The organism is Ruegeria sp. CH2 (genome assembly GCF_056537065.1).
Map to the genome: position 1 here is coordinate 36,715 of NZ_JBQFQV010000008.1, position 26,043 is coordinate 62,757.

At 57.8% G+C, this 26,043-nt stretch carries 22 protein-coding genes and 2 pseudogenes; 15 read left to right on the plus strand and 9 right to left on the minus strand.

Annotated features, from left to right (window positions below; genetic code table 11):
• Positions 1–53: 53 nt before the first annotated feature.
• Positions 54–3,266, minus strand: a complete 3,213-nt coding sequence (locus ACR0M9_RS12260) for a 2Fe-2S iron-sulfur cluster-binding protein (protein ID WP_480773732.1) — start codon at positions 3,264–3,266, stop codon at positions 54–56.
• A gap of 75 nt (positions 3,267–3,341) precedes the next feature.
• On the opposite strand from ACR0M9_RS12260, the gene ACR0M9_RS12265 reads away from it, so the two are divergent.
• Together ACR0M9_RS12265 and ACR0M9_RS12270 are read left to right on the plus strand one after the other, a co-directional pair.
• Complete coding sequence (locus ACR0M9_RS12265; RefSeq protein ID WP_480482132.1) at positions 3,342–4,244, plus strand: LysR family transcriptional regulator; 903 nt, start codon at positions 3,342–3,344, stop codon at positions 4,242–4,244.
• Between the two features lie 131 nt (positions 4,245–4,375).
• Positions 4,376–5,077, plus strand: coding sequence for an SDR family oxidoreductase (locus ACR0M9_RS12270; RefSeq protein WP_480773733.1), 702 nt, complete (start codon positions 4,376–4,378; stop codon positions 5,075–5,077).
• 2 nt (positions 5,078–5,079) lie between these two features.
• On the opposite strand, the gene ACR0M9_RS12275 is transcribed toward ACR0M9_RS12270, so the two are convergent.
• The 3 genes from ACR0M9_RS12275 to ACR0M9_RS12285 form a co-directional block, all read right to left on the minus strand.
• Positions 5,080–6,381 (minus strand): NAD(P)/FAD-dependent oxidoreductase, encoded by a 1,302-nt coding sequence (locus ACR0M9_RS12275; RefSeq protein ID WP_480773790.1) that lies wholly within the window; start codon positions 6,379–6,381, stop codon positions 5,080–5,082.
• Between the two features lie 145 nt (positions 6,382–6,526).
• Positions 6,527–7,684, minus strand: a complete 1,158-nt coding sequence (locus ACR0M9_RS12280; protein WP_480773734.1) for an acyl-CoA dehydrogenase family protein — start codon at positions 7,682–7,684, stop codon at positions 6,527–6,529.
• A 142-nt stretch (positions 7,685–7,826) separates the two neighbouring features.
• Entirely contained in the window at positions 7,827–8,390 is a 564-nt protein-coding gene (locus tag ACR0M9_RS12285) for a TetR/AcrR family transcriptional regulator (RefSeq protein ID WP_267366610.1), read from the minus strand.
• A 303-nt stretch (positions 8,391–8,693) separates the two neighbouring features.
• Between ACR0M9_RS12285 and ACR0M9_RS12290 the strand changes: the two genes are divergently transcribed.
• From ACR0M9_RS12290 to ACR0M9_RS12300, 3 genes are read left to right on the plus strand one after another with little or no spacing between them, the layout of a single operon-like run.
• Complete coding sequence (locus ACR0M9_RS12290) at positions 8,694–9,158, plus strand: nuclear transport factor 2 family protein (protein WP_209504702.1); 465 nt, start codon at positions 8,694–8,696, stop codon at positions 9,156–9,158.
• A gap of 11 nt (positions 9,159–9,169) precedes the next feature.
• A complete protein-coding gene (locus ACR0M9_RS12295; protein ID WP_480487659.1) occupies positions 9,170–9,790 on the plus strand; it encodes a pyridoxamine 5'-phosphate oxidase family protein in 621 nt (206 codons plus the stop codon).
• 48 nt (positions 9,791–9,838) lie between these two features.
• Positions 9,839–9,997, plus strand: a complete 159-nt coding sequence (locus tag ACR0M9_RS12300; protein WP_480487657.1) for a hypothetical protein — start codon at positions 9,839–9,841, stop codon at positions 9,995–9,997.
• Between the two features lie 13 nt (positions 9,998–10,010).
• Here ACR0M9_RS12300 and ACR0M9_RS12305 read toward each other — a convergent pair whose 3' ends face one another.
• Complete coding sequence (locus tag ACR0M9_RS12305) at positions 10,011–10,673, minus strand: TetR/AcrR family transcriptional regulator (RefSeq protein WP_480487655.1); 663 nt, start codon at positions 10,671–10,673, stop codon at positions 10,011–10,013.
• A gap of 65 nt (positions 10,674–10,738) precedes the next feature.
• Between ACR0M9_RS12305 and ACR0M9_RS12310 the strand changes: the two genes are divergently transcribed.
• From ACR0M9_RS12310 to ACR0M9_RS12345, 8 genes are all read left to right on the plus strand, one after another.
• The gene (locus tag ACR0M9_RS12310; protein WP_480487653.1) at positions 10,739–12,055 is read left to right on the plus strand and encodes a flavin-containing monooxygenase; all 1,317 of its coding nucleotides are present in this window, start codon (positions 10,739–10,741) and stop codon (positions 12,053–12,055) included.
• A complete protein-coding gene (locus ACR0M9_RS12315) occupies positions 12,052–12,954 on the plus strand; it encodes a bile acid:sodium symporter family protein (protein WP_480773735.1) in 903 nt (300 codons plus the stop codon). Before ACR0M9_RS12310 ends, ACR0M9_RS12315 begins: the two co-directional genes overlap by 4 nt.
• Entirely contained in the window at positions 12,891–13,883 is a 993-nt protein-coding gene (locus tag ACR0M9_RS12320) for an SDR family oxidoreductase (protein ID WP_480773736.1), read from the plus strand. Before ACR0M9_RS12315 ends, ACR0M9_RS12320 begins: the two co-directional genes overlap by 64 nt.
• Positions 13,880–14,644, plus strand: a complete 765-nt coding sequence (locus tag ACR0M9_RS12325; RefSeq protein WP_480773737.1) for an SDR family NAD(P)-dependent oxidoreductase — start codon at positions 13,880–13,882, stop codon at positions 14,642–14,644. Before ACR0M9_RS12320 ends, ACR0M9_RS12325 begins: the two co-directional genes overlap by 4 nt.
• Positions 14,645–14,723: 79 nt before the next feature.
• A complete protein-coding gene (locus ACR0M9_RS12330; protein ID WP_480773738.1) occupies positions 14,724–17,192 on the plus strand; it encodes a heavy metal translocating P-type ATPase in 2,469 nt (822 codons plus the stop codon).
• Complete coding sequence (cueR, locus tag ACR0M9_RS12335) at positions 17,189–17,578, plus strand: Cu(I)-responsive transcriptional regulator (protein ID WP_480482156.1); 390 nt, start codon at positions 17,189–17,191, stop codon at positions 17,576–17,578. Before ACR0M9_RS12330 ends, cueR begins: the two co-directional genes overlap by 4 nt.
• Before the next feature lie 59 nt (positions 17,579–17,637).
• Positions 17,638–18,552: an NAD(P)-dependent oxidoreductase gene (locus ACR0M9_RS12340; protein ID WP_480482356.1), complete on the plus strand. Its 915-nt coding sequence runs from the start codon at positions 17,638–17,640 to the stop codon at positions 18,550–18,552.
• 107 nt (positions 18,553–18,659) lie between these two features.
• On the plus strand, positions 18,660–21,725 hold the full coding sequence (locus ACR0M9_RS12345; RefSeq protein WP_480773791.1) for an aminotransferase class III-fold pyridoxal phosphate-dependent enzyme: 3,066 nt from the start codon (positions 18,660–18,662) through the stop codon (positions 21,723–21,725).
• A gap of 49 nt (positions 21,726–21,774) precedes the next feature.
• On the opposite strand, the gene ACR0M9_RS12350 is transcribed toward ACR0M9_RS12345, so the two are convergent.
• Together ACR0M9_RS12350 and hemP are read right to left on the minus strand one after the other, a co-directional pair.
• On the minus strand, positions 21,775–22,251 hold the full coding sequence (locus tag ACR0M9_RS12350) for a hypothetical protein (RefSeq protein WP_480487641.1): 477 nt from the start codon (positions 22,249–22,251) through the stop codon (positions 21,775–21,777).
• On the minus strand, positions 22,248–22,415 hold the full coding sequence (gene hemP / locus ACR0M9_RS12355; RefSeq protein ID WP_209504713.1) for a hemin uptake protein HemP: 168 nt from the start codon (positions 22,413–22,415) through the stop codon (positions 22,248–22,250). The genes ACR0M9_RS12350 and hemP overlap by 4 nt, the downstream gene beginning before the upstream one ends.
• A gap of 217 nt (positions 22,416–22,632) precedes the next feature.
• Here hemP and gph point away from each other — a divergent pair, with 217 nt between their 5' ends.
• Positions 22,633–23,292, plus strand: a complete 660-nt coding sequence (gene gph, locus ACR0M9_RS12360; RefSeq protein ID WP_480482160.1) for a phosphoglycolate phosphatase — start codon at positions 22,633–22,635, stop codon at positions 23,290–23,292.
• A 327-nt stretch (positions 23,293–23,619) separates the two neighbouring features.
• Positions 23,620–25,323, plus strand: a complete 1,704-nt coding sequence (locus ACR0M9_RS12365) for a SulP family inorganic anion transporter (RefSeq protein ID WP_480773739.1) — start codon at positions 23,620–23,622, stop codon at positions 25,321–25,323.
• Positions 25,324–25,330: 7 nt separating this feature from the next.
• On the opposite strand, the pseudogene ACR0M9_RS12370 reads toward ACR0M9_RS12365, so the two are convergent.
• Positions 25,331–25,519 (minus strand): annotated as a pseudogene (locus ACR0M9_RS12370) (D-lactate dehydrogenase); the annotation flags it as partial.
• Between the two features lie 34 nt (positions 25,520–25,553).
• Positions 25,554–26,000: pseudogene (locus ACR0M9_RS12375) on the minus strand (integrase core domain-containing protein); the annotation flags it as partial.
• Positions 26,001–26,043 lie beyond the last annotated feature (43 nt).

Here is a 26,043-nt window from a genome sequence, read left to right on the forward strand (position 1 = left end):
CCATGGGCCGAGCGACCAAATTTAACCGTCCAAAGGTCGCTTTCTGACCATGCTTACAGATCGAGCTCGATCACACCATCCGGCTCCGCAGCGCGGCTTTGGCACAGAATCATCGCCCCTTGGCGCTGCTTTTTGGACAGCACGAAATCCCGATGCTCGACCTCGCCCGAAAGGACGCCACATTTGCACACACCACAGATACCATCGGCGCATTTCACATCCACGTGGAAACCCGCCTCGTTCAGAACCTGCGCGGCATCCTTGTCTGCGGGCACAGGCAACGTTTTACCTGAACGCGCGAGTTTCAGGGTAAATGGGTGGTTTTCGTAGTCCGGGGTTTCCGGGACCGAGAAATATTCAAGATGTCGGACCTCTTCGGGGAAACCCTGATGTTCCGCGGCCTGCATGACTCCTTCCATGTACCGATCAGGCCCGCATGTATAGACGTGCCATCCCTGCTGATACCCCGACAGGATCGCATCCAGATCAGCGCGCGAGCCTTCATCCGAGAAATGGTAGTGGACGCGGTTCGCCCATGGCATCCCCGCCAGATCATCCAGATACCCCGCCCCACCCCGCGTGCTGGCCGAGTAGTGCAACTCGAAATCCATGCCCAGTGAATGCAGGCGATGAGCAAATGCGATCATCGGGGTTATACCGATACCACCCCCCATCAAAAAGGTCTTGGACGCCTCTTCGTTCAGTTCGAAATGGTTGATCGGTTTCGAGATGAAAACCTTGCGCCCTTCGTTGAAAATTCGGTGCAGCAAGGCCGAGCCACCCCGCCCTTCATCCTCGCGCAGAACACCGATCTGATAAGACCCCCGTTCCGACGGGTCGCCAGACATGGAGTATTGGCGCAGGAACTCTGGCGCGACAAGCACATCCAGATGCGCACCTGCGGACCATTCAGGAAGCGGCGCACCGTCAAGGGAGGAAAACTCATACTTGGTGACATCCGAGGTCATCTTGTCGACCTTGGTCACAGCGACCCGCATCACCGGCGCGTCACCTGCGACCTGATAAAGATGAATGATCGACATATCCCCCGCAGCTTTACGCGCCTTGTACTCTTCGGCTGTCACCAAGGCCTCATAGGCAGCAATTCCTGCCTCGCGATCCATTGCAAACGGATAGGGCCAGGGGTGCGGGGCCAGATAGGCCGGGTAGACCGCCAATGTCTGATCCTCGTATCTAAGGTTCAGATCCTTTTGCAGATCGCGCCGGTTCAAAGGGTGTGTTGTTGGCCGATACGCCCCGTCGGGCTGCAACTCGATATCCCACCACCATTTCTTGGTGTCGTTCAAACCGCCATTGCCAACCGCGTCATCCAGCTTGGCCAATGCAGGCGCAGCCGAGGGGATGTTCATCGCGGCCCAGCGGAACGGGCGCTCCTTGAAGATACCCTCAAGGTTCCAGGGGCAGGTCTTCATGCACCGCCCGCACATCGCGCCTCCCGGAGTGGTCACGCGGTAGGTCGCGCATTTCTGGCTGTCGGATTTCCAGATTTCATAGCCGTTGAACATCAGCTTTGGCCCAGCCGTGATCGCGCCCGATGGGCATTCGCGCGCGCACTTGTTGCAAGACTCGCAAAAGCTTTGCAGACCGAAATCGATGGACCTGTCATGCACGATCGGCATATCCGTGGTCACCACGCCTGATTTCAGTCGCGGCCCAAGATAGGGGTTCAGGATCACTTCGCCGATCCGGCTGACTTCGCCCAGACCGGACAGCAACAAAAGCGGAGGTTGCAGAACTTCGCCATCCATCACCGTATGCGCCTTGGCCTTGTAGCCAAGATTGCGGATCTGCTGTGCAATCACGCCACCCAGCAGCGAAAATCGCAGATAGGCGCGCATCGATTGGGCGACGCTGATCCAGTCGTCGCCGCTGGCACCCTCCATCGTTTCATATCCCTGATCGATGATCATGCTGACGGCCTGATCATGGGGCGGCACGATTTCTTCGCCCGTCGCGTCATGGGAATACCAGGCCCATTCCGGGCAGCGGCTGAGACCCACCGCATCGACCCCCAGAAAATAGGTCGCAGCCTTGATGTTTGCTGCGTTGCGTTGTGCGTCAGATGGCTTGGGCGCGTCAGCGCTTTCACCGTCCTGCAACAGTACAAACGCACCCAAAGCACGGCGTTGGGCAAAACTCGGCGCTGCCTTGCGGACGTAATACCCGCCTTTGGCCGCATCCTGTAGCGACTTGCCCATATCTCCGAACTGCGCCCGGGCAAACATATCTGCACGCTTGGGCACACGAGCGACATTCTCTTCGTCAATAAAGGTCGTTGGTGTCTCGACCCGTTTGAGTTTCTCAAACGGATGCGCCCCGTCCACATAGCGCCGCTTGGCATATGGGTCGCGGTTGAGGGCGTTCTTGGCAAAGCCCGTACCCAACCACCATGCCGGCCCCTGCGTCCGGAACCAGGGCTGATCGGCCATAGGCTTCAGCGGTTTGTCATGGGCGATCGGCATGTCAGTCGTCACAGCGGCCAAACCAAAGCGCTGGCCCAGCCAGGGCACGACAACCTCTCCATCCTCGACCGAAGCCAACCCGGCGGTGACCGCCAGCTTGCCCAAATCAACGTCGGTCGACATCATGCTGTGCGCCCGCGCGTCAAAGCCCAAAAGGCGGATGTAATTGGCAATGACCACCGCATTCTCGGTCGCCAGCAGACAGGCGCGATGGTCCTGCGCGTCGACTATCCAATCAGCGCCGGGTTCGGACGGGTCGGGATCGCGGTTGTGTTCATAAAGAAAGACAATGCTGTGCCGATGGCTGTCGATCGGCTTGGGCGCGGCCTCCATACTGTCTTTCAGATCAGCCATGATGACGTCGATCCCGGATGCCAGCGTTTTGGTCTGACGGGTGCGCAACGCGTGGGCAAGCCGGTCAATATCGGGATTGCGGCGAGCCTCGGGCAAAAGGGCGTCAGATGGCAGTGGACCGCACCCAATCATCGACGCATCGTTGAAGTAGCCGAACGCTTTTATGTGGTTGGCCCGTTCCTGCGGGTCCGATGGAATCTCGGACGCAACCGGGTTCACCATTCCGTCGCGGATAGCGTCCATCATCGCCTGAAACTCACCCATCGCATTGACGATGCTGTCAGGGTGTTCCGGTCGGTGGAAACTCAGCTCGGCCAAAGCGGGCACAAGCGACAGATCCGGCATGTCATCTTGCCGGTCCAAACGCTCCAGCGGGTAGCCGCCCATATGAACGGGCCGGTTTCTGTCCGAGAATAAACGGATCCCCATCGAATATCTCCTGTTGATGCCCGTCCCGTACCCCGCCATGGACAGCAAAACCATTCATGATTAATCATAAATGGTATGAGCAAATTCGATTTCATTGACCTCGACGGCAAGGTTCTACGCACTTTTTTGACGATACTCGAGGAAAACTCGGTCTCGAAAGCCGCAGATCGGCTGGGGGTTACGCAATCTGCGATCAGTCATACTCTGGCCAAACTGCGGCAGGTCCTGGGCGACCCGCTGTTTGTTCGCTCAGGTCAGGGTCTGACGCCAACCGAACGCGCCCTGTCCCTGAAAGAGCCTGCGCAAAAGGTACTGGACGGGATGCGCGCGCTGACCGACGGCCGGCCGTTCGATCCTTTGTCGGAACAGATCAACATCCGCATCGCCACCAATGACATGCCACGAGAGCTGATCTTTCCATGGTTGCTGCGTGACACACGCGCCGAAGGCGCGCGCCTGCGGTTGGAATTCATCCCATCGGGTGTGCCCGACCCCGAATTGTTGCGCAGCGACCGGTGCCAGTTGATGCTAACCCCGCTGCCGCCCGACGGACCGGATATTTTCCAGAAAAGACTGATCGAAAGCCCGCTGATGGTGTTCTACGACGCCACGCAACGCACGCCCCCGGACAGCTGGCAGGACTATTGCCACAGCGACCATGTCGAAGTGCGCTTTGCCGATGGCCGAAACGCCCGTGCCGTTATGCGCGGCGTTGATCAAAGCCAGATCAATCCTGCGGTTGTAACCCTGCCGCATTTCAACGCGATCCCGGCCTTTGTGCAGGGCAGCGACCTGATCTCGACAGATACGGCACTGATGAAACAGGGCCCACTTGCCGCGCTGGATTGCGCACCTTTACCCTTCGCCTGTCCCCCTGTGTCCATCTACATGGTCTGGCATCAAAGATCGGCCAATGACCCCGCCCACCGCTGGTTACGCGACCGGATAGAAGCCATCGCAGCGTCCCTTCAGACCTGAGACAGCCGTCAGCTGCGCATAACAAAGGCCAGGTTCGGCTGCGGGACACGGTTACGAGTACTCAACAAAACGGATTGGTCAAACCGCAATTCATTCGCCATCCTGAAACCAAATCAAAACGGAGACGTCAGATGGAGAAAGTAGCACTGATCACAGCAGGCGGCAGCGGCATGGGCGCGGATTCCGCGAGGCGGCTGGCCGCGGACGGTTTCAAGGTCGGGATTCTGTCATCCTCGGGCAAGGGCGAAGCGCTGGCGCATGAGTTGGGAGGCGTCGGTGTAACCGGCTCGAACCAGTCCACGGAGGATCTGCAAAAGCTTGTTGATGCGGCCATGGCCCATTGGGGGCGTATTGACGTTCTGGTCAATTCCGCTGGTCACGGCGCCCGTGCCCCGATCCTTGAGTTGACGGACGAAGATTGGCACACCGGTATGGATGTCTATTTCATGAATGCCGTCCGCCCCTCGCGGCTTGTGACGCCGATCATGCAAGCGCAGGGCGGTGGATCGATCATCAATATCTCAACCTTCGCTGCATTCGAACCTGACCCGGTTTTCCCGACCTCAGGCGTGTTTCGCGCCGGGCTGGCCGCGTTCACCAAACTGTTCTCGGACAAATACGCTGCCGAAAACATCCGCATGAACAACATCCTGCCCGGTTTCATTGACAGCCTGCCCGAAAAAGAAGAATTCCGCGCGCGCATTCCCATGGGGCGCTATGGGCGCAGTTATGACGAGGTCGCCTCGGTCGTTGCCCTGCTGGCATCCGAAGGCGGTGGCTACATCACCGGGCAGAATATCCGGGTTGATGGTGGCATCACCCGCTCGGTCTGAATTCAGATCCGCGCCTTTATCAGATGCGTCAGCGCCGCGCCGGATTCAAAAAAGGCGCGGCGCACGCGCGTCCAGCTTTCGCGATGCTCATGCACCGCAGGAACGGGCAAAAGCGAAAGCTCACCTGCAAGAAGACTTTTGGCCATCATTCGACCGAACACCGTGCCGGGGCCAATACCACGGCCGGAATATCCGTGCGCGGCCAGAGCGTTGGGGCCAATCTGCGTGATTTTCGGGATATGGTCCGAGGTCATGGCAATCCGCCCGTGCCAACCCTGTTCAAACGGCTGATCGGCAAGCTGAGGATAAAGCTCAGCCAGTTTGCGTCGGACCCATCCGGTATGCACACTGCGTCCTGCATTCCCCAGATCGCCCATGCCGCCAATGATCATCCGCCCCGCCTGATCCAGCCGGAAGGACGTCATGATCAGCCCGGTATCCCAGCACCCTTCTGCCTGCGGCAGGATGCTGGCGCGCAGATTATGCGACAACGGGGTCGTTGCGTATTGAAAGTAATAAACGGGAACATAGGCAGGCGCAGTATCTGGCAAGCCAAGGTGATAGGCGTTGGTTGCCTGAATGACGGACCTCGCCCGTACGTTCCCGCCCGGTGTCGTCAATACCCATTGCCCACCTTCGTGCCGAAGGGTCTGTACCGGGCTTTGTTCATGGATCTGCGCCCCGGCCTGAGACGCGGCACGCGCCAATCCCATGACATAAGCCAAGGGTTGTATTGTTCCTGCGCGAGGGTCGAACAACGCCCCATGAAAAGCATCGCTGCCGGTCCGGTCACGGGCCTGATCCGCCGACAGCAGCGCTACCGGCGCGCCAGACCCGCTTAGCTGCGCATGTCGCGTTTGCAGGTCCTTCAGGCCCGAGGCGGAATGCGCGCAATGCAGAGTTCCGTTGCGAATGGGCTCACATGTGATGCCGTGTTCTTCGATCAGGGAAAAAACGTCTGACGGTGCTTTGCCCAGCAGATCGATCAGGCGATCACCAGCCTCTGCACCGATATGCGCGCGGATCTCATCCGGTGGCAGCCACAGCCCGGCATTGACCAGACCGACATTGCGCCCTGACCCGCCAAACCCGATCTTCTGTGCTTCAAGCAAACAGACCGAAGCGCCGGTACGGGCTGCCGTCAAGGCAGCTGAACACCCGGTATATCCGCCACCTATAATGGCCAGATCGACAGTTTTGTCACTGCTCAGCGGCAGAGCTGTGACTGCTTCGGTACATGTAGTCCGCCACAAGGCTTGTTCGGGATCGTTCACGTCAGACCTCTGAGTCTTTCGGCGGATCATCATACCGCTACACGTCCTTTGCAAGTGGGCAACTGTGGTCGGGTCAGCAACGAAAAAACCCCGCAAGCACGGGCCTGCGAGGTCCACCAAAAGCGAGCATTCCGTCAGGAATGATGACATCAGGCAAGAGGCCGCCCGGATACCTTCAAACGTCAAGCGACCGTGCGATCACCTCTTTCATGACCTCGTTGGTGCCGCCGTAAATCATCTGCACGCGGGCGTCTGCGTAGAGACGGGCAATTGGGTACTCCATCATAAAACCGTACCCGCCGAACAGTTGCAGGCATTCGTGCATGATTTCGTTCTGCACCTCTGACCCCCAGTACTTGGCCATCGAGGCGGTGGCCGCGTCCAGTTCGCCTGCCTCCAGTTTGCCGATACAGTCATTGACGAAACTGCGCAGAACCTCGGCCTTGGTCTTGCATTCTGCAAGTTTGAAACGCGTGTTCTGGAAATCCATCACCCGCTGACCGAACGCTTTGCGCTCCTGCACGTACTTTACCGTTTCGGCAATGGCAAAATCGATCGAACCCAGCGCCATGATCGCGATATTCAGCCGTTCCCATGGCAGTTGCTTCATCAGCTGATAAAACCCCTGACCTTCCTCAGCCCCCAGCAGGTTCGTCATCGGTACTTTGACATCTTCAAAAAACAGCTCGGCCGTGTCGTTGCCCTTCATCCCCAGTTTTTTGAGGTTGCGCCCCCTGCGAAACCCCTCGGCCCCTTCGGTTTCGACCACGATCAATGACACACCCCGCGCGCCCTCGGACTTGTCAGTCTTGGCGGCCACGATGATCAGATCCGCCGTCTGGCCATTCGTGATGAAGATTTTCGAGCCATTCAGCCGGTAGGAGTTTCCGTCCTTCTCGGCCGTTGTGCGCACAGCCTGAACATCCGAGCCGGTGCTGGGTTCCGTCATGGCAAGTGCGCCGACCATCTCACCCGAAGCCAGTTTGGGCAGCCATTTCCGTTTCTGATCTTCGCTGCCATAGGCGGTAAGATAGTGGGTCACGATCGACTGAATACCATAGCCCCAGCCAGCGTCGCCCCGTGCACCCTGTTCGTACGCGGTGATGGCGTCAAAGCCCATACCGCCGCCGACGCCGCCATATTCTTCGGGGATTGCACCAGCCATCAGGCCGGTTTCACCAGCCTTGCGCCAGAAGTCGCGATCAACGGCCCCGTTTTCAACCCAGGCTTCGATATTCGGTGACAGTTCATCATCCATGAATCGGCCAGCCATATCCGCAAACATGCGGTGTTCGTCAGTGATCCATGCCGCGGTCGAAGTGAAAAGTGACATCAAAGGCTCTCCAATCTGTCTTTCGCGAAAGCCTAGCGTTCAGCCCGATTCCCGCCAATCCACGTGACGTGGCGTTCCGACTTCGAACAACGCAACGTTTCTTTGCTAGGTAACTTTAAGAACCTGCTTGTTTTAAAGGAAATTAACTCAGCGCCAATGCCAGCAAATGCTGTGCCGCATCTCTGGCGTCTTCCGCAGGATCACAATTCTTGAGCAAAACCGCAGACACAATTGCCCCTTCCTGCAACAACACGATCTGGCTCGCGAGTTTCTGAGGATCACGCGCACCAGCCTGTTCGGCGACGGACGTGAAATGCTCCAGCAACAGCTGTTTATGTTCGGCTGCCTGCACATGGATCGGATGGTCTGTTTCCTGATATTCTGCCCCGGCCTTGATGAACATGCAGCCCCGGAATCCATCTTCCTCGAACCATTCTTTCAAGGCATCAAAACTGACGATGAGTTGCTCGGCCGGTGTTTCTGCCATCTCTTCGATGCGCCGATAGAACCACTCGCGAAAATTCTCATCCCGCAGACGCAGAGCGGCTACAATCAGGTCTTCTTTAGTGCGGAAATGTTTGTACATCGACGTTTTCGAAACGCCCGTTTCCGCCACCAGCTTATCCATGCCGGTCGCGTGAAACCCGTCGCGATAAAAAACCTTCAGGGCTTTGCTGACAAGTTCATCCCGTTTGTTTGGACGCATGATTCGGCTCCATGGTGTACCGTTCTGTACATATTACCCCGAAACATGAAGTACAACCGGCCTAACTCAAATCATTGTTTTCATTAGAATTCATGGCTCGCCCTGAACCGCGCGAAATATTTTCTGCTTTTCCTCTTGCAAAAGTTAACAGATCGGTACACCTTATTGGAAAGTTAACCGATCAGTACACCAGAGGATTTGACCGATGAAACGTCGCGCCAGCATATTCCCCCCTCAGTACGTTCCATTTCTTCTGACACTGGCCATTCTTGCCGCTTCTCTAACCTGAAAGCCCCCTGCACCATGTCTCGACCCCCTCTTCCCCCGTTCACGTTGGAAACTGCCACGCAAAAAGTGCGCATGGCAGAGAATGCCTGGAACAGCCGCGATCCCGACCGCGTCACCCCCGCATACACAGATGACAGTCAGTGGCGAAACCGGGCGGAATTTCTGTCAGGGCATGACGAAATTCACGCCTTCCTAAGCCGTAAGTGGCACAAGGAACTGGACTATCGGCTGATCAAGGAACTCTGGGCCTTTACCGGTAATCGCATCGCAGTGCGTTACGCTTACGAGTGGCACGACGATAGCGGTCAGTGGTTCCGGTCATATGGCAACGAGAATTGGGAATTTGCCGAAGACGGACGCATGTCGCATCGGCATGCCTCGCTGAATGATCACCCCATAGCCGAAAGCGACCGCTTGTTTCATTGGCCATTGGGTGAACGCCCCGATGACCATCCCGAGTTGTCTGATCTGGGTCTTTGAAAGGACATACTGTGCCGCGTGCGTTTTCAGAACTGACCTTCACCCCAACCGTCCGCGCCCATCAGGAGCGGATGGGATCGGCAAAAACCTATGCCAAATTCATTGAAGGTGGCCCGCAACAGGGCCATCTGATCGGCGAACCCGAAAAACAGTTCATTCAGGCGCGCGACGGGTTTTATCAATCCTCGGTGTCTGAAACAGGCTGGCCTTATGTGCAGTATCGCGGCGGGCCGGTCGGGTTTCTTAAGGTGCTGGGGCCGCAAACCATCGGATATGCCGATTTTTCAGGCAACAGACAGTATATCTCGCGCGGAAATCTGGATGGCAACGATCGGGTCGCGATGATCCTGATGGATTATGCCAATCAACACCGTTTGAAGATCCTGGGGCGTGTCGAATTCACGGAAGGTCAAGCAGCGGCAGCCAGCTTGTATCCGGAGGGGGCCGAAGCCCCCGCAGAGCGGGCCGCGATCATTCGAGTTGAGGCGCTTGACTGGAACTGCCCACGCCACATCACGCCGCGTTTCACCGAAGCCGAACTGCGCCCGCATCTAAACAGTTTAGGCCAGCAACTGGCCCAGTTGCAGGCCGAAAATGAAAGGCTGAGACAAGAACTGTCAAAGCTCTCGTGATGCGCAAGACACCGCAAACTTTGTTGAGTATTTACAGGGAATAATCCAATGGTTCGTTCGGTCTTTCAGCTTTCTGCGGCGTTCCTTGCCGGAGCAGCCCTGATCCTTATGATCATGATGTTTGGTTTCTTTGCTTCACCCAGCGCCGTCCGGACGTCACCACCTTCTGTGTTCAGCACCATCCTGTTCAACCATTTGCAGCAATAGCAATGCTGCGCGTTCAACCGCGACTGGTCTGAACCATCGCTTCGATACCGGCTGCACAAAATTCGATCAGGCGTTCCACCTCTGACACTCCGCCGCCATGCGACAGGGCCCCGACCCGCCAACCACTGTTGAGATGCGCCAGCATTGCCGACACGGAATAGACCTGGCCGCTGGCCAGCAGCGCAGGGTCAACATCCGGATAAAGCGCAGCGATTTCGTCGATAAAATGCCGGGCGGTCGGGTCGAAACACTCGGCCGCGATATCGCGCCAGCGGGGATCGACCGAGACATGCGCCACAAGGCGCCCATACGCCATCCATCCCGAACCGCCTGTTTCTGCCAGTTCCACATAAGGCCGGATAAAACTGTCCAGAATGCTGCGCAATGTTAGCGGACCTGCTTTTCTTGCCTTGGCCAGCGCATCGGTTCTGATTTGTGCCAGCTTGCCCGCACGGCGTTCGATCGCTCGAAAAAACAGCTCTTCCTTGCCGCCGCCATGGTGATGAACAAGGCCAACCTGAACCCCTGCAAGCGCAGCGATATCGCGGATCGACGCGCCTTCGAATCCGCGTTCGGCAAAGACTGTTTCGGCCGCGTCCATGATCCGCGCTTTGGTTTCCAAAGATCGCTTGGACGGTGCCCTTTGTCTTGGCTTTTCTACGTTTTTCAGCGTCATAAAATTCACCTTGCCTTATTTTGGACGTTCGTTCAATTTAAACCTCACGAACTTTGGGAGGGTTCATGACAGAAACGCGCGACACATTCGCCCTGATTGGGGCGGGGCCAATGGGTTTGGCCGCGGCCAAGGTGCTGAAAGAACAGGGAATCGCATTTCAGGGGTTTGAATTGCATTCGGATGTGGGCGGTCTGTGGGACATCGATGCTCCAAGATCAACCATGTACGAGTCGGCGCACCTGATCTCGTCCAAGCGCATGACCGAGTTTACGGATTTCCCCATGGATGACGCGGTTGCCGAGTACCCCTCGCACCGGGCGATGCGCGACTATTTCCGCGCATTTGCGGACCGTTTCGGGTTGCGAGAGGGTTACAAATTCAATGCGGAAGTCACTCAGGTCGCTCCGCTGGGCAATCCGGGTGACGGTTGGCGCGTGTGCTGGCGAGACCAAGATGGCGACCATCAGGCCGAATATGCCGGCGTACTCATTGCGAACGGTACCCTGTCGGAACCGAATGTACCCAGCTTTCCGGGTACATTTGACGGCGAGTTGATCCATGCCTCGCAATATCGGTACCCAAGCCAATTCGACGGCAAGCGTGTGCTGGTCGTGGGCGCAGGCAACTCCGGCTGTGACATCGCCGTCGACGCCATCCACCACGCGAAACGCTGCGATCTGTCGATGCGGCGCGGGTATTATTTCGTCCCGAAATACGTCTTTGGCAAACCCGCTGACACAATAGGTGGAAAGATCCGTCTGCCGATGTGGCTGAAGCGTAAGGTCGACAGCCTGATCCTTGGCTGGTTTGTCGGCGATCCACAGAAATACGGCTTTCCCAAACCGGATTACAAGCTGTACGAAAGCCACCCCGTGGTGAATTCGCTGGTCCTGTATCACGCAGGCCATGGCGATCTGAGCATCCGCCCGGATATCGACCGGCTGGAGGGCCACACCGTGCATTTCAAGGACGGCTCCTGCGACGACTATGACATGATCCTCGCCGCGACCGGATACAAACTGCATTACCCGTTTATCGACAAGGGCCTGCTGAACTGGCAGGGCGACGCCCCGCATCTGTATCTGAACACGATACATCCCGAACGGGACGATCTGTTCGTGCTGGGCATGGTCGAGGCCACGGGCCTGGGCTGGCAGGGCAGGCACGAGCAGGCCGAGATGGTGGCGCGCTACATCAAGGGGCTTCGACACGGCTGCCCCGTGGCAGCCGATCTGCACGCAGAAAAGCAAAAAGGTTATACGCGCGCCACCGGAGGCATGAACTATATCGACCTGCCCCGCATGGCCTATTACGTGGACAAGAATACCTACAGAAAGGCTGTCACCGGCTGGATCGACCGGCTGGGGAAGGCCGCCGCATGAGTGGTATTGACCAGATCACACTGAATTTCAGTCCGGCGTCTCTGACGCTGTTGAATGCTATTCTGGCAATCGTGATGTTCTCGATTGCCATCGACCTTACGCCTCGGGATTTTGACCGTTTAAGGCGCGCACCCAAACCAGTGGTTGTCGGATTGTTTTCACAACTCGTCGTCCTGCCTGCGCTGACCTTTGTGATGGTGTGGATTGCAGCACCGCAACCATCAATTGCGCTTGGCCTGATCCTTGTGGCGGCTTGCCCAGGGGGCAATATCTCGAACTTCATTACCCACCGCGCGGGCGGAAATGCAGCGCTTTCGGTGTCGATGACAGCCTTCGCCACCATCTGTGCGATCTTTATGACACCTTTCAATATTGCGCTTTGGGGCGGGCTTTACCAACCAACCCGCGCAATCCTGCAACAGACCCAGATCGACCCAATGCAGATCGCGATCCTGGTCGGTCTGATGCTGATCCTGCCGCTGGTTCTGGGAATTACGCTGAATCAACGCCTCCCCGCCTTGACGGCACGTTTACGCGCACCGCTGCAACTTCTGTCGATGGGTATCTTTGCTGGGTTTATCGTACTTGCTCTGGCTGCCAACTGGGGGTTTTTCCTTGGGTTTGCCGGGGCTGTTGCCGGGCTTGTGATCCTTCACAACGCCCTGGCGCTGGGGGGCGGTTGGGTTGTGGCCACTCTGACCCTGCTGTCCCCCTTTGATCGCCGCGCCATCACCATTGAGACCGGAATTCAGAACTCCGGACTTGGGCTCGTCCTGATCTTTGCATTCTTCAACGGTCTGGGCGGCATGGCCGTGGTCGCTGCATTCTGGGGAGTATGGCACGCTATCTCGGGCCTGGCTTTGGCGTCGGTCATGGCGCGAACCGAGGCTGCGCGATGACCCGCATCCTGATAACCGGCGCTGCCGGGATGGTCGGGCAAGCGCTGTTGCCCGCATTTGTTGGGCACGAGGTCTTTGCAACCGATCTGAAACGCCCGGTTAACCTGCCGGAAGACGCCTCATTTTTGTCCATGGATGTTACAACCGACGCTCCTGCACGTGTGATTGCCAAGGTGAATCCGGATGTGATTGTGCATTTGGCTTCTGTCGTAACGCCGCCGCCGAAGATGGGGCGCGCGACAGCCTATGCTGTCGATGTCGAAGGCACGCGAAATGTGGTGAATGCCGCCATCGCAAACGGGGTGCGCAGACTGGTCGTTACGTCTTCCGGTGCCGCTTATGGCTATCATGCAGACAGTCCTGTGCCGTTGCGCGAAGACGACCCATTGCGCGGCAACCCCGAGTTTCCCTATTCAGATCACAAGCGTCAGGTCGAAGAGATTTTGGCCGAAGCCCGCAGTGCCGCCCCGGATCTTGAGCAGGTTGTTTTGCGCGTTGGAACGGTTCTGGGGGCTGGAACCGAAAACCAGATCACCGCCCTGTTTCGCAAACCCCGTTTGCTGGCGGTGTCCGGCAGCGAAAGCCCGTTTGTCTTTATCTGGACCCAGGATCTGGCACGCATCCTTCAGCGCGCAGCAACCGACGGGCCAGCCGGGATTTACAACGTCGCCGGTGACGGCACGATGGGTGTGAACGACTTGGCGCGCGCCATGGGAAAACCGGTTCTGCGTCTGCCCGCATGGGTGCTGAAAGCGGCCTTGGTCGTGGCGCGCCCACTGGGTTTATCTCGCTATGGGCCGGAACAGGTAAGGTTCCTTCAATATCGGCCAGTTCTGGATAATTCTGCCCTGAAATCTGAATTCGGCTATGTGCCCGAAAAGTCCAGCGCCGAGGTTTTTGCGCTCTGGCAACGGCAGGCCGGGTTATGAAGACCGCGGTCATCTCTGGCGGTGCGGGCGGTTTGGGACAAGCTTTGAGCCGTGCATTGCAAGCCCATGGGTGGCGGGTGGTGCTGTTGGACCTTGATGTGTCCGATCTGCAAACAGAACCGAACCAACTGCCAATTGCCTGTGATCTGACTGACCCCGAACAGCTTGCCAACGCAGCACAAAGGGCGATCACGTCAAGCGACAGTATTGATCTGGTCATCTACAACGCCGGGGTTACTCAAATTCGCGGGTTTGATCAGGCTGACACGGCCAGTCACCGTGCACTGTTTGATATCAACTATTTTGCAGCCGTTGAAATGGCCCGCGTATTCTTGCAGCCTCTCCGCGCGTCAAAGGGAACGCATCTGGCTATCTCGTCGGTGGCTGGTTTCGCTCCGCTCTGCCATCGCACGGCTTATGCTGCCTCGAAACACGCGCTTGAGGGTTTTTTCAAATCGCTTCGATCCGAAGAAAAGCCACATGGCGTTCAGGTTCAGATTGCAGCGCCGTCTTTTGTGGCCACCAACCCCGGCAACGCAATGGAGCAACCCGATGGAACCGCGCGCCCCGGATCGGCCAAGGACGGAATGGACGAAATGAGCCCCGAGAGTGCCGCCATGGCGATCCTGCGCGGACTGGACAAATCGCAGCCCATGATCCCGGTCGGTCGCGTTGCATACATATCGTGGTGGCTCAACCGACTGTCACCACGCCTGTTTCAGCGCTTAATGGAGCGTAACATGCGCGGGCCCGGGTCGTAGAATTTCGCCGCGACCCCCTTGACCTTCCCGTCACTGGAACCCCCATCTGGAGGGCAGAAAACCACTTGGGATGAGTCGCATGGCGCAAGAAGCACTGACAGAACTGAAAATCACCGGCATGGGATGCGCATCCTGTGTGGGCCGTGTCGAGGCTGCACTGCGTGATGTGTCTGGTGTTGATGCGGCCTCGGTCAATTTCGCGACCAAAACAGCGCAGGTGGCATTTGACGGGCCGGTCTCGGCACTGACAGCGGCGCTGGATGCAGCTGGCTATCCGGCTGAAACAAGTCATGCAGATCTGAGCATCGAGGGCATGAACTGCGCATCCTGCGTTGGCAAGATCGAGCGCGCGTTGGCATCCACCGCTGGCGTGATCGAAGCACAGGTCAATCTGGCAACTCGGACGGCCACGGTAACTTATGCTATAGCGGCAACTACACCCGAGGCGCTGGCTCAGGTTGTTACCGAAATTGGATACCCCGCGCGTATCCAAGGCGTTGCGGAACCAGAAAGCCGGGAAGACGATGAAATTCAGCGGCTGGTCCGTTCCACAATACTGGCAGCGGCACTAGCCCTGCCCGTATTCATTCTTGAGATGGGCGGGCACATGATCCCCGCCTTCCACCATTGGATACAGGCGACCATTGGAACGCAGACGAGCCATTTGATTCAGTTTGCCCTGACCTCGGCTTTGCTGATCGGACCGGGCCGTGTGTTTTACCGCAAAGGTATCCCGTCGCTGTTGCAAGGCACGCCGGACATGAACGCGTTGGTAGCGCTTGGGACCGGCGCGGCTTATCTGTATTCGGTCACGGCCACATTCGCGCCCGGCCTGCTGCCGCAAGGTACCGCCAATGTCTATTTCGAAGCGGCCGCGGTGATCGTGGTTCTGATCCTGCTCGGCCGGTTGATGGAGGCGCGCGCCAAAGGCAAAACAGGAGCTGCGATCCGAAAACTGGTGGGTTTGCAACCAAAAACCGCGCGGGTCGAACTGGATGGACAGATACAGGACCGGCCAATCGCCGAAATTGTTGTCGGAGATATCCTGCACATCCGCCCCGGCGAGCGTGTACCGGTGGATGCCGAAGTGCTTGAAGGCACCTCTTACGTCGATGAAAGCATGATCACGGGCGAACCAGTGCCTGTTGGCAAGTCGGCAGGCGCGCCTGTTGTCGGCGGCACCGTGAATGGCACCGGCGCTTTACGGGTAAGCGCCACCCGCGTCGGCGGCGACACGGCTCTGGCACAGATCATTCGTATGGTGCAGCAGGCGCAGGGCGCGAAGCTGCCGATCCAGGGGTTGGTGGATCGGATCACCTATCGCTTTGTTCCTGCGGTCATCGCTGTTGCGGTGATCACTGTCGCGCTCTGGCTGATCTTCGGCCCCAGCCCGGCCCTTCCCCTGGCGCTTGTCGCGGGTGTTTCAGTTCTGATCATCGCCTGCCCCTGTGCTATGGGGTTGGCGACCCCAACCTCGATCATGGTGGGCACCGGGCGTGCGGCAGAACTCGGGGTTTTGTTCCGCAAGGGGGATGCGTTGCAACAGCTTCAGCAGGCGCGCGTAATTGCGTTGGACAAGACCGGAACCCTGACGCTGGGACGCCCCGAACTGGACAGCGTGACTACGGCGAAAGGATTTGACCGGGAGGAGGTTCTGCGGCTGACTGCAGCCCTTGAGGCACGGTCGGAACACCCGATCGCATCCGCCATCACCCGCGCGGGGCCCGCGACACTGCCAGAGGTATCGGATGTCCGTTCGCTTACCGGGCTTGGCCTGCAAGGGTTGGTTGAAAGCCGCGACGTGTTGATCGGGTCGCACCGGTTGATGCAGCAGCGTGGGATCACCCTTGGAGCCCTGGCGGATGAGGCAGAAGCCCGTGCCGCACAGGGGGCAACCCCTCTGTTCGTCGCTCTGGGTGGGCAGGCAGCGGCCACTTTGTCCGTTTCCGACCCGATCAAGCCCGGCACAGTGGAAGCGCTGGAACGGTTGCACCAGATGGGTTTGACCGTGGCCATGATCACGGGTGACAACGCACGCACGGCGCGGGCTCTGGCCGACCGGCTGGGGATTGATCATGTCACTGCCGAGGTACTGCCTGATGGCAAGGTAGACGCAATCACGGCCTTAAGGGACCGGTTCGGAGTGCTGGCCTTTGTCGGTGACGGGATCAACGACGCCCCCGCTCTGGCGGCGGCTGATATCGGCATCGCCATCGGAACCGGCACGGATGTGGCCATCGAAACAGCCGACGTTGTCCTCATGTCCGGTGATTTGCGGGGCGTCGCGAATGCGACCGAGATCAGCCGCCGGACAATGAGGAATATTCGCCAGAATTTGGGCTGGGCCTTCGGATACAATGTCCTTCTGATACCGGTGGCTGCCGGTGCGCTGTACCCGTTTGGCGGCTATCTGCTGTCCCCGGCGCTGGCAGCTGGTGCAATGGCACTATCGAGCGTTTTTGTGGTCTCAAACGCGCTGCGCCTGCGCCGTATTCGCGCCAGCGTGCCGGAAACATCAGGTACGGCCACCAAAGAGGTGCACGCATGAACATCGGAGATGTTTCCGCCCGCACCGGCCTGCCCGCCAAGACGATCCGGTATTATGAGGACATCAAGCTGATCAAACCGATGCGCGACGACAATGGCTATCGCCGGTTTCGCGACCAGGACGTGCATAAGCTGAATTTTCTGGGCCGCGCCCGGGCTCTTGGGTTCACCATCGAGGATTGCCGGACCTTGCTGGCGCTCTACGAAGATGAAACCCGTGCCAGTGCCGACGTGAAACAAGTTGCACGCGACCATCTTGTTCAGATCGAAACCAAGATCGCAGACCTGAACGCCATGCGCGATACGCTAAGCCACCTGATCGACGCCTGCGCCGGGGACGACCGGCCCGATTGCCCAATCCTGCGGGATCTGGGTGGGAAAGGCTGACTTGGGGTTGCCCTTTGGGCGCAGCTTTGCTTTGTCTTCGCCAGAGATTTTGGTCAGGCCTGTTTCGCGGAAGCCGACCGAACAGCGGAGAGGATCACAAAATGGCAAAAGTCGCGTTCCTTGGCCTTGGTGTCATGGGCTATCCCATGGCCGGACATCTGCAAACCGCAGGCCATGACGTCACCGTTTACAACCGTACGACCACCAAGGCCGAGGCCTGGGTCGCGCAGCATGGCGGCGCGATGGCAGCCACTCCGAAAGACGCCGTCAAGGATGCTGAGTTTGTCATGGCCTGCGTCGGCAATGACGACGACTTGCGCATGGTTTGCACCGGTGAGGATGGCGCGTTTCAGGGAATGTCCAACGGGGCCATTTTTGTTGACCACACGACGGTTTCAGCAAAGGTCACGCGCGAGCTTTACGCTGCTGGCCTATCTCAGGGTATCGCTTTTGTGGACGCCCCGGTTTCGGGCGGTCAGGCCGGCGCTGAAAACGGCGTTCTCTCAATTATGTGTGGCGGCGATCAGACAGCTTATGATGCGGCTGAGCCGGTAATGAACGTCTATTCCAAAATCTGCCGTCGACTCGGAGCCAGCGGCGCGGGCCAGATGACCAAGATGTGCAACCAGATCGCGATTGCCGGTCTGGTTCAGGGTCTCAGCGAAGCCTTGCACTTTGCCGAAAAAGCGGGCCTGGACGGGAAGGCCGTTGTTGAGGTGATCAGCCAGGGTGCGGCTGGCAGCTGGCAGATGTCAAACCGGTATGAAACCATGCTGAATGATCAGTTCGAACATGGCTTTGCTGTGGACTGGATGCGCAAGGATCTGGGGATTTGTCTGAATACGGCCAATGAAACCGGCGCGTCTCTGCCGGTGACCGCTCTGGTCGATCAGTTCTACAAGGACGTGCAGAAACTGGGCGGCGGACGATGGGACACGTCATCGCTGTTCAAACGTTTGCGTGCCTTGGATTAAGGGGTCGGGGGGCTGTCTGCCCCCTCTTGTCCCTTTGGGCCAATTCACCCCCGAGGATATTTTCGGCCAGATGAAGAGGATCCCGGATGAGCGGGACGGAGAAAGACATGAACGATTTGGTGAACTTCTGGGCGGACGCGCTGCGCCAAAACTGGGGACTGGACGCACGGTTGACCCGGCTGGATGGCGAATATGATCTGAACTTTCTGGCGCAAGCCACAAATGGCCAAGACTATGTGCTGAAAGTCATGCGCGCAGGGTGCGATGCGGGTCTGGTAGATCTTCAGATCGAAGCACTTGCGCATATCGCCTCGGAAGCTCCCGGGTTGCCGTTTCCAAAGGTGTTCCCGGCGTTGAACGGCGCAATGTTGCCGGAAATTTCCGATTCCGAAGGGAAATCGCGGCTGGTGTGGTTGCAGGAACGCCTGCCCGGGCGCTGCTATGCACAAGCGAACCCGAAATCCGAAGAGCTGATCCTGAAATTGGGTCGTGTTGTGGGCGCAACAGATCGCGCGCTGGAGGGGTTTCAGCATGAAGCTTTGCACCGCCCAGATTTCAAATGGGACCTGACGCAAGCGAGTTGGATCAATGACAAGCTGGGCGCCATCAGCGATCCCGCGCGTCGGGCGTTGCTTCGGGATATCTGCAACGAATTCACGGCGATCACGGATAGGCTTGAGGGCCTGCCGAAACAGGCCATTCACAACGACGCCAATGATTATAACGTTCTGGTTGAAGGCGAATTGGGCGAGCGGAGGCGGGTTTCCGGCCTGATTGATCTGGGTGACATGTGTGCAGCACCGCGCGTCTGTGACCTTGCAATCGCCGGGGCCTATGTGGTGCTAGATCATGCCAGACCCGAGCGGGCATTGACTGCTCTCGTGCGGGGATACCATGCCGCAAACCGGCTGCAAGCCGAGGAGATCGACCTGATCTGGCCGCTGCTGCGGATGCGATTGGCAGTGTCTGTCCTCAACTCGACCCTGATGGCGGTCGAAAACCCGGACGATCCATATGTGACAATCTCGCAGGCACCTGCGTGGCGGTTTCTTGAGAATGCTTCCGTCAACGGCGGACTGATGTCTGCGCGTCTTCGGGCAGCGTGCGGGCTGCCGGTCGTGGACGGCGCAGAACGCATCCATGCGTATCTGCAAGAACATCGCGGCCGGTTTTCCCAACTGTTCGGTCAGGACCTAAGCGATGTTCCTATGGGGTCGTTGTCGGTTGAAAATTGTGTGTGGCCCCAGAACCCTTTCCACATGCCATTGGCCGAGGCCGCACATGTTGGTGAAGAATACGGCGAAGGGCTGTGGCTGGGCTATTACAACGAACCCCGCCTGATTTATGCCGAGCCAGGATTTCGCAAAGGGCCATGGAAAGCCTCGGACCGGCGAACAGTGCATCTGGCGGTGGATGTGTTTGCACCCGCAGGGACGGTGCTGCACGCACCAATGAGCGGGCGGGTCGAAGTGGTCGAGAACCGAGATCATCACCTCGATTACGGTGCGGTGATAATCCTGCACCATGGAACGCCGGATGGCGATCCGTTCTACACGCTCTATGGTCATCTGGACCCGGAATGCTGTGACCGGTTGAAACCCGGCGATCCGGTGGCACAGGGGGCGGCGTTCGCCCGGTTGGGCGACGCCAGCCAGAATGGCGGATGGGCACCGCATGTGCATTTCCAGCTGGCGCTGACAACCAATGGCATGGAGGCGGATTGGCCCGGTGTCGGCGATCCGGATGAGATGGAGTTGTGGCACGCAGTCTGCCCGAACCCGGCGGCCTTACTGAACCTGCCGGATGACAAGGTTTTCTACCAACCCACAGACAAACAGGCGATCCTGCAGGGTCGCCGCGATCACTTTGGCGGCAACCTGTCGCTGACTTATGATGACCCTGTCATGCTCGTACGCGGGTGGAAACATCACCTGTTTGACGAATGGGGCCGCCCCTATCTGGACGCCTATAACAACGTCCCTCATGTGGGTCATGCGCATCCCCGCATTCAAGCTGTAGCGGCGGATCAGTTGAAGCGGATGAACTCGAATACCCGCTACCTGCATCCGGCACAGACAACTTTTGCTGACAAGATCCTGTCCAAACTGCCCGATCACTTCGAGGTCTGCTTCTTCGTCAATTCCGGAACTGAAGCGAACGAACTGGCCCTGCGGCTTGCCCGTGCCCATACCGGCGCCAAGGGGATCGTGACGCCAGACCATGGCTATCACGGCAATACGAATGCGGCTGTGGCGATATCGGCCTACAAGTTCAACAAACCGGGTGGCATCGGGAAAGCCGATTGGGTCGAACTGGTCGAGGTTGCGGACGACTATCGCGGCTCGTTCAAGCGTGACGATGCGGATCGGGCGCAGAAATTTGCTGATCTTGTGGACCCGGCCATTGCTGCCTTGCAGGACCGGGGTCAAGGTCTAGCCGGGTTCATCGCCGAAACTTTCCCATCTGTCGGTGGACAGATTATTCCGCCCAAGGGCTACCTGCCTGCGGTTTATGAAAAAATCCGCGCCGCCGGGGGTGTCTGCATTGCAGATGAGGTACAGACCGGTCTGGGTCGCCTGGGTGAGTATTACTTTGGATTTGAACATCAGGGCGCGCTTCCTGATATCGTGGTGATGGGTAAACCCATTGGTAACGGGCACCCTCTTGGCGTATTGGTAACGACGCGGGCGATTGCCAACAGCTTTAACAACGGGATCGAATTCTTCTCGACCTTTGGCGGATCAACGCTGTCTTGCCGGATCGGCAAGGAAGTATTGGACATCGTCGATGACGAAGGCCTGCAGGACAATGCGCGTCAGATGGGTGAGCGCCTGATGGCGGGGCTGCGCCAGATCGAAGCCGACTTTGGTTGCGTTGGCGACGTACGGGGCATGGGACTGTTTCTGGGTGTTGAGCTGATCAATCCCGACGGAACCGAAGGAACCGAGATTTGCAGCTATGTCAAAAATCGGATGCGTGATCACCGAATTCTGATCGGCAGTGAGGGACCAAAGGACAACATCCTGAAAATCCGCCCACCGCTGACGATTGAGGCCGAGGATGTGGACATGATCCTGTGGGCGCTAAGGGACGTGCTGTCCGAGGTCGGTGACTTCTCTCCTGCTCCGGTTTGCGGTCACGACCATCACCACGCGGGATGCGGGTGCTGCTGAAGGATTGACCCCGGCGCTTTGCCGGGGTTTGACCGTCCTGCAAGCACAGTCAATGCAAAACGGCAGTGCGGGTATCTTGGCCTGTCGTCGGAATCGCATTTCCCGTCGTCATACGCCGGAGCGTCAGGCCCAGTTCCTCCGACAGGGATGCCAGAGCAGGCGCAAAATCCGGGCGCACGATCAGTGACGCCATCATCATCGCGTCTTCGCGTGCCCCTTCGGATGCGGCGGCAACCATTTGGGCAAAACAATTCTCATCCGCGCCCAGACATGCACACCCCAGACCGTGCCTGATTAGCGGGCGTCGACAATGCGTTGCGCAAAGCGAACACAGACGATCCAGCGTCAGCATGGCGGCACGCCCATAATCTGATCCCAGCGCTATGCAAAAATCGCTCGCGATATCAGCGCGACCGCTTTCACCCTGGCTCCACATCCGCAGATACATCACCGCACCCGCTTCGACTGGATCAAGATCCGCCAGACGGCCGACCGCGGCACCGCCGCGCAATGAATGCGCGCTCATTTCGTCAGGATCAGTTTACCTGCACGGGTGATGCGCAGGGTATACAATTGGTCACCCAACTCGATATGGGCCAGGTGGCCACCTTTGGTCAAATCCTCGGCCTTGTGCGCAGGCAGCATCGAGACAGCATAACCTTGGGTTGGGGTCGGGTTCTGTACGTTCATCGGGGCATCTCCAGAGCGAGTCGGCATGGTGCCATACCTGTTGCGTTTCGTTTTATCTGGCTGACCCGAGAGGGTTGGCTTTCCGTTCCTGTCATTAAATCTGATTATTTTAGTAAGGAATGTCAAGCGCTGTTTCAAATCAGGCGTCATTGAGCCGATTGCGCCCCTGAAAACGACGGGTTAAGACTTGGGGCGGGTATTGAAAGGCAAGCAAAACGTGACCGCAGCAGTTGTTTTTGATCTGGATGGAACGTTGGTCGACAGCGTCGGGGACCTGGCAGCAGCGGCCAATAAAACGCTGAACGGTCTGGGTCACGATCCTGTGCCCGTTGATGTGATCAGAGGGTTTGTTGGCAATGGCCTTCCCAAACTGGTCGAGCGTTTGATGCGACACTGTGATTTGCCCATGGATCGCCACGCGGAACTGACCCAACAGACACTGAAGCATTACAATGCGGCGGTCAGTGCAACGACAGTGCCTTATCCCGGGGTTCTGGAGGCCCTGGAAACACTGAAACAGATGGGTTGCGTTCTTGGTATCTGCACCAACAAACCCGAAGCACCCGCACGTCACGTGCTGGAGGCGCTCAACTTATCCCGGTTCTTCGACGTTGTTTTCGGCGGTGATACATTGCCAATTCGCAAACCGGATCCGGGCCACCTGCTGGAAAGCTTCAAAGCACTTGGGACCTCGGGCACACGCTTGTATGTGGGTGACAGCGAGGTCGACGCAGAAACAGCTGTAAACGCCAGGATACCGTTTCTGCTGTTCACGGAAGGGTACCGCAAAACCCCGGTGGCCAATATACCGCACACCGTTGCTTACAGTGCGTCCGAAACACTGCCGACACTCGTGACCAAATTGATCCAAAACTAAGTAAGTTCACTCGACACGAGTCATAAAACGAATGACTTGGGCTTTCGCAAACCCCAAAAAGTTAAGAGGGGCCGGCCGAGGGGGTGTGACCAGCCCCTCATCGGGGAAAGTAAATACCGTGTTTGTGTGTGGTAAGTACGGTAAGTCATGTTTACCCCTGATCGGCAGTTTGCGAAATTGGGGGATTCCCGTAGTTCGGCGAAAATAACTGAAAAACTGGAAAAAGCAGCACGTCAGACCACCCAATTTACCTGTGATAATTTGCCTATAAGATAGCCTGACGGTTCGAACATTCGGTTCACTGGTTGAATGGGTATAGGGTAACCCATGGAAAAACAGGACAGAAATCAGAGAGCGGCGCGTCTGCAAATCCTGCAGGGCATTCTGCCTGTTGACCGCGCGCGCCTTCCGGCGGAAATGCTGGCTGGTCTGAGTTTTGCATGTCTCGCGATCCCCGAAGTCATGGGTTACACCAAAATCGCCGGCACTCCGGTCATGTCCGGGCTGTATACGATCCTGATTCCCATGGCTCTGTTTGCGCTGTTCGGATCGTCCCGACACCTTGTTGTCGGCGCCGATTCGGCGACAGCAGCCATCACCGCCTCGGGACTGGCGGGCTTGGCGATGTCCGGAACGTCTGAGTATCTGGCACTGGCGTCCTTGCTGGCGCTTATGGCTGCTATGCTTTTGATTGCCGCGCGTGTCATCGGGCTGGGGTTTCTGGCTGATTTTCTGTCCAGAACGGTATTGGTCGGCTTTCTGACCGGCGTGGGCATTCAGGTTGCAACGGGCCAAATCCCCGGATTGTTGGGCATCGAATCCGCTGGGCACGGAACACTTGCAAGGTTGAAGGACGTTTACTTCAACATATCCAACGTCAACTGGCCAACCGTGATCGTCACATCAGCCGTGTTGGGCATTGTCCTGGGATGCACAAGACTGTCGCGCGAAATCCCGGGGCCGTTGGTTGCCATTGTCGGGGTGATCCTGTGCAGTTGGGCCTTTTCATTCAACACTTCCGGAATCTCGGTGTTGGGAGAGGTTGCCGGCGGTTTGCCCTCGTTCTCGATCCCGGACGTGCAGTGGAGCTGGACCTTGTTCAAACAATTGCTCCCCACGGCCTTGTCCATCTTCGTTGTTATTCTGGCACAAAGCGCCGCCACATCGCGGGCATACGCCTCGAGATATGATGAGACTTTCAACGAAAACACGGACCTGATCGGACTGGGTCTTGCGAATTTCGGAGCCGCATTCACGGGGACATTCGTGGTCAATGGCAGCCCCACAAAGACCGAGATGGTCGCCAGCGCCGGAGGGCGCAGCCAGGTGGCGCAACTGACAACAGTGGTAATAGTCCTGTTGGTTATCCTGTTTCTGACCAAGCCTTTAGCCTATCTTCCCACAGCAGCACTTTCGGCCATCGTTTTCCTGATCGGTCTCAAGCTGATCGACCTGCACGGAATGGCAACAATTTACAGGCAGGCCCGGTCCGAGTTCTGGGTTGCCACGGCAACCGCCACCGTGGTTGTTCTGGTTGGTGTCGAGCAAGGCGTCATTTTTGCCATGGTCCTGTCTTTGGTCGACCACACACGCCGGGGATACCACCCAAAGAATTCGGTAGTATTGCGTACCGAGTCCGGTGGCTGGCGTTCAAAGGGATTGGAAGCACCAAACCAATTCGAGCCCGGTCTGGTAATCTACCGGTTTTCCCACGGCATGTACTACGCGAACATGCAGATATTCACCGAGGAAGTCACAACAATCGTTCAGAACGCAGACGGAAAACTGACATGGTTCTGCATCGACGCCTCGGCAATTGACGTTGTCGATTTCACAGCCGGGTTCACGTTGCGCAGTATCGCCAATTTCCTGCAATCCAAGGGGATACGGCTGGTTTTCACGCTGGTCGAGCCAGATGTGAAAGCCGAGCTGGATCGCTACGGCATCACAGAACTGATTGGTGAAACTGCGTTTTATGAAAACGGCAAAGCCCTGCTGGATGCCTATCACACGCGCCCAAATCCCATGTGACCGTTAATCACCTGTAGCTTCGCGCCCTGGACATCTTCCCGTTCCCCGGATTGAAAGAGTTGGTCGGAACGCAGCATTTGTAATGCGCCGCCAAATCGGGTTTGGCTTTGTACATGTGCCCCACATAGTGTTCGGCAGGATATTCCGCACCGCACTCGTCAAACAGGGCCAGCATTGCCGCCTTCAGCGCGCTCGGTCGCGTGCCCCTATCGGGTAGTCCGGTTTGTTTGTTAGTGCATCGTGGGCCTCTGGTCTATCGGGACGATGCTTTCGGGCGCAGGCGGGCAGGAGCCCAACGCACTGTGCGGCCTGACGGTGTTGTAGTGGATACGAGATTGCTCGATCAGAGTTTGCGCCTCCTTTAGGCTTTAGAAGATTTCGCCGTTGAGCAGCTCATCCCGGAACCGGGCGTTGAAGCTTTCGCAATGACTGTTCTCCTAGGGTGATCCCGGTTCGATGTAAGCCGTCTTCGCCCCGACAGCTGCAATCCACTCCCGCACCTTCTGGGCGATAAATTCCGGCCCATTGTCGGATCTTATGAATGCCGGCGGGCCGCGGAGGATGAACAGGTCAGTCAATGCATTCAGCACATCTGTTGAGTTGAGCTTACGATCGACGCGGATCATCAGCACCTCGCTGGTGTATTCGTCAATGATGTTCAGCGTCCGATACACGCCCACGCCAGTCAGAACCCATACCACTGGATAGCCAGTGAACAAC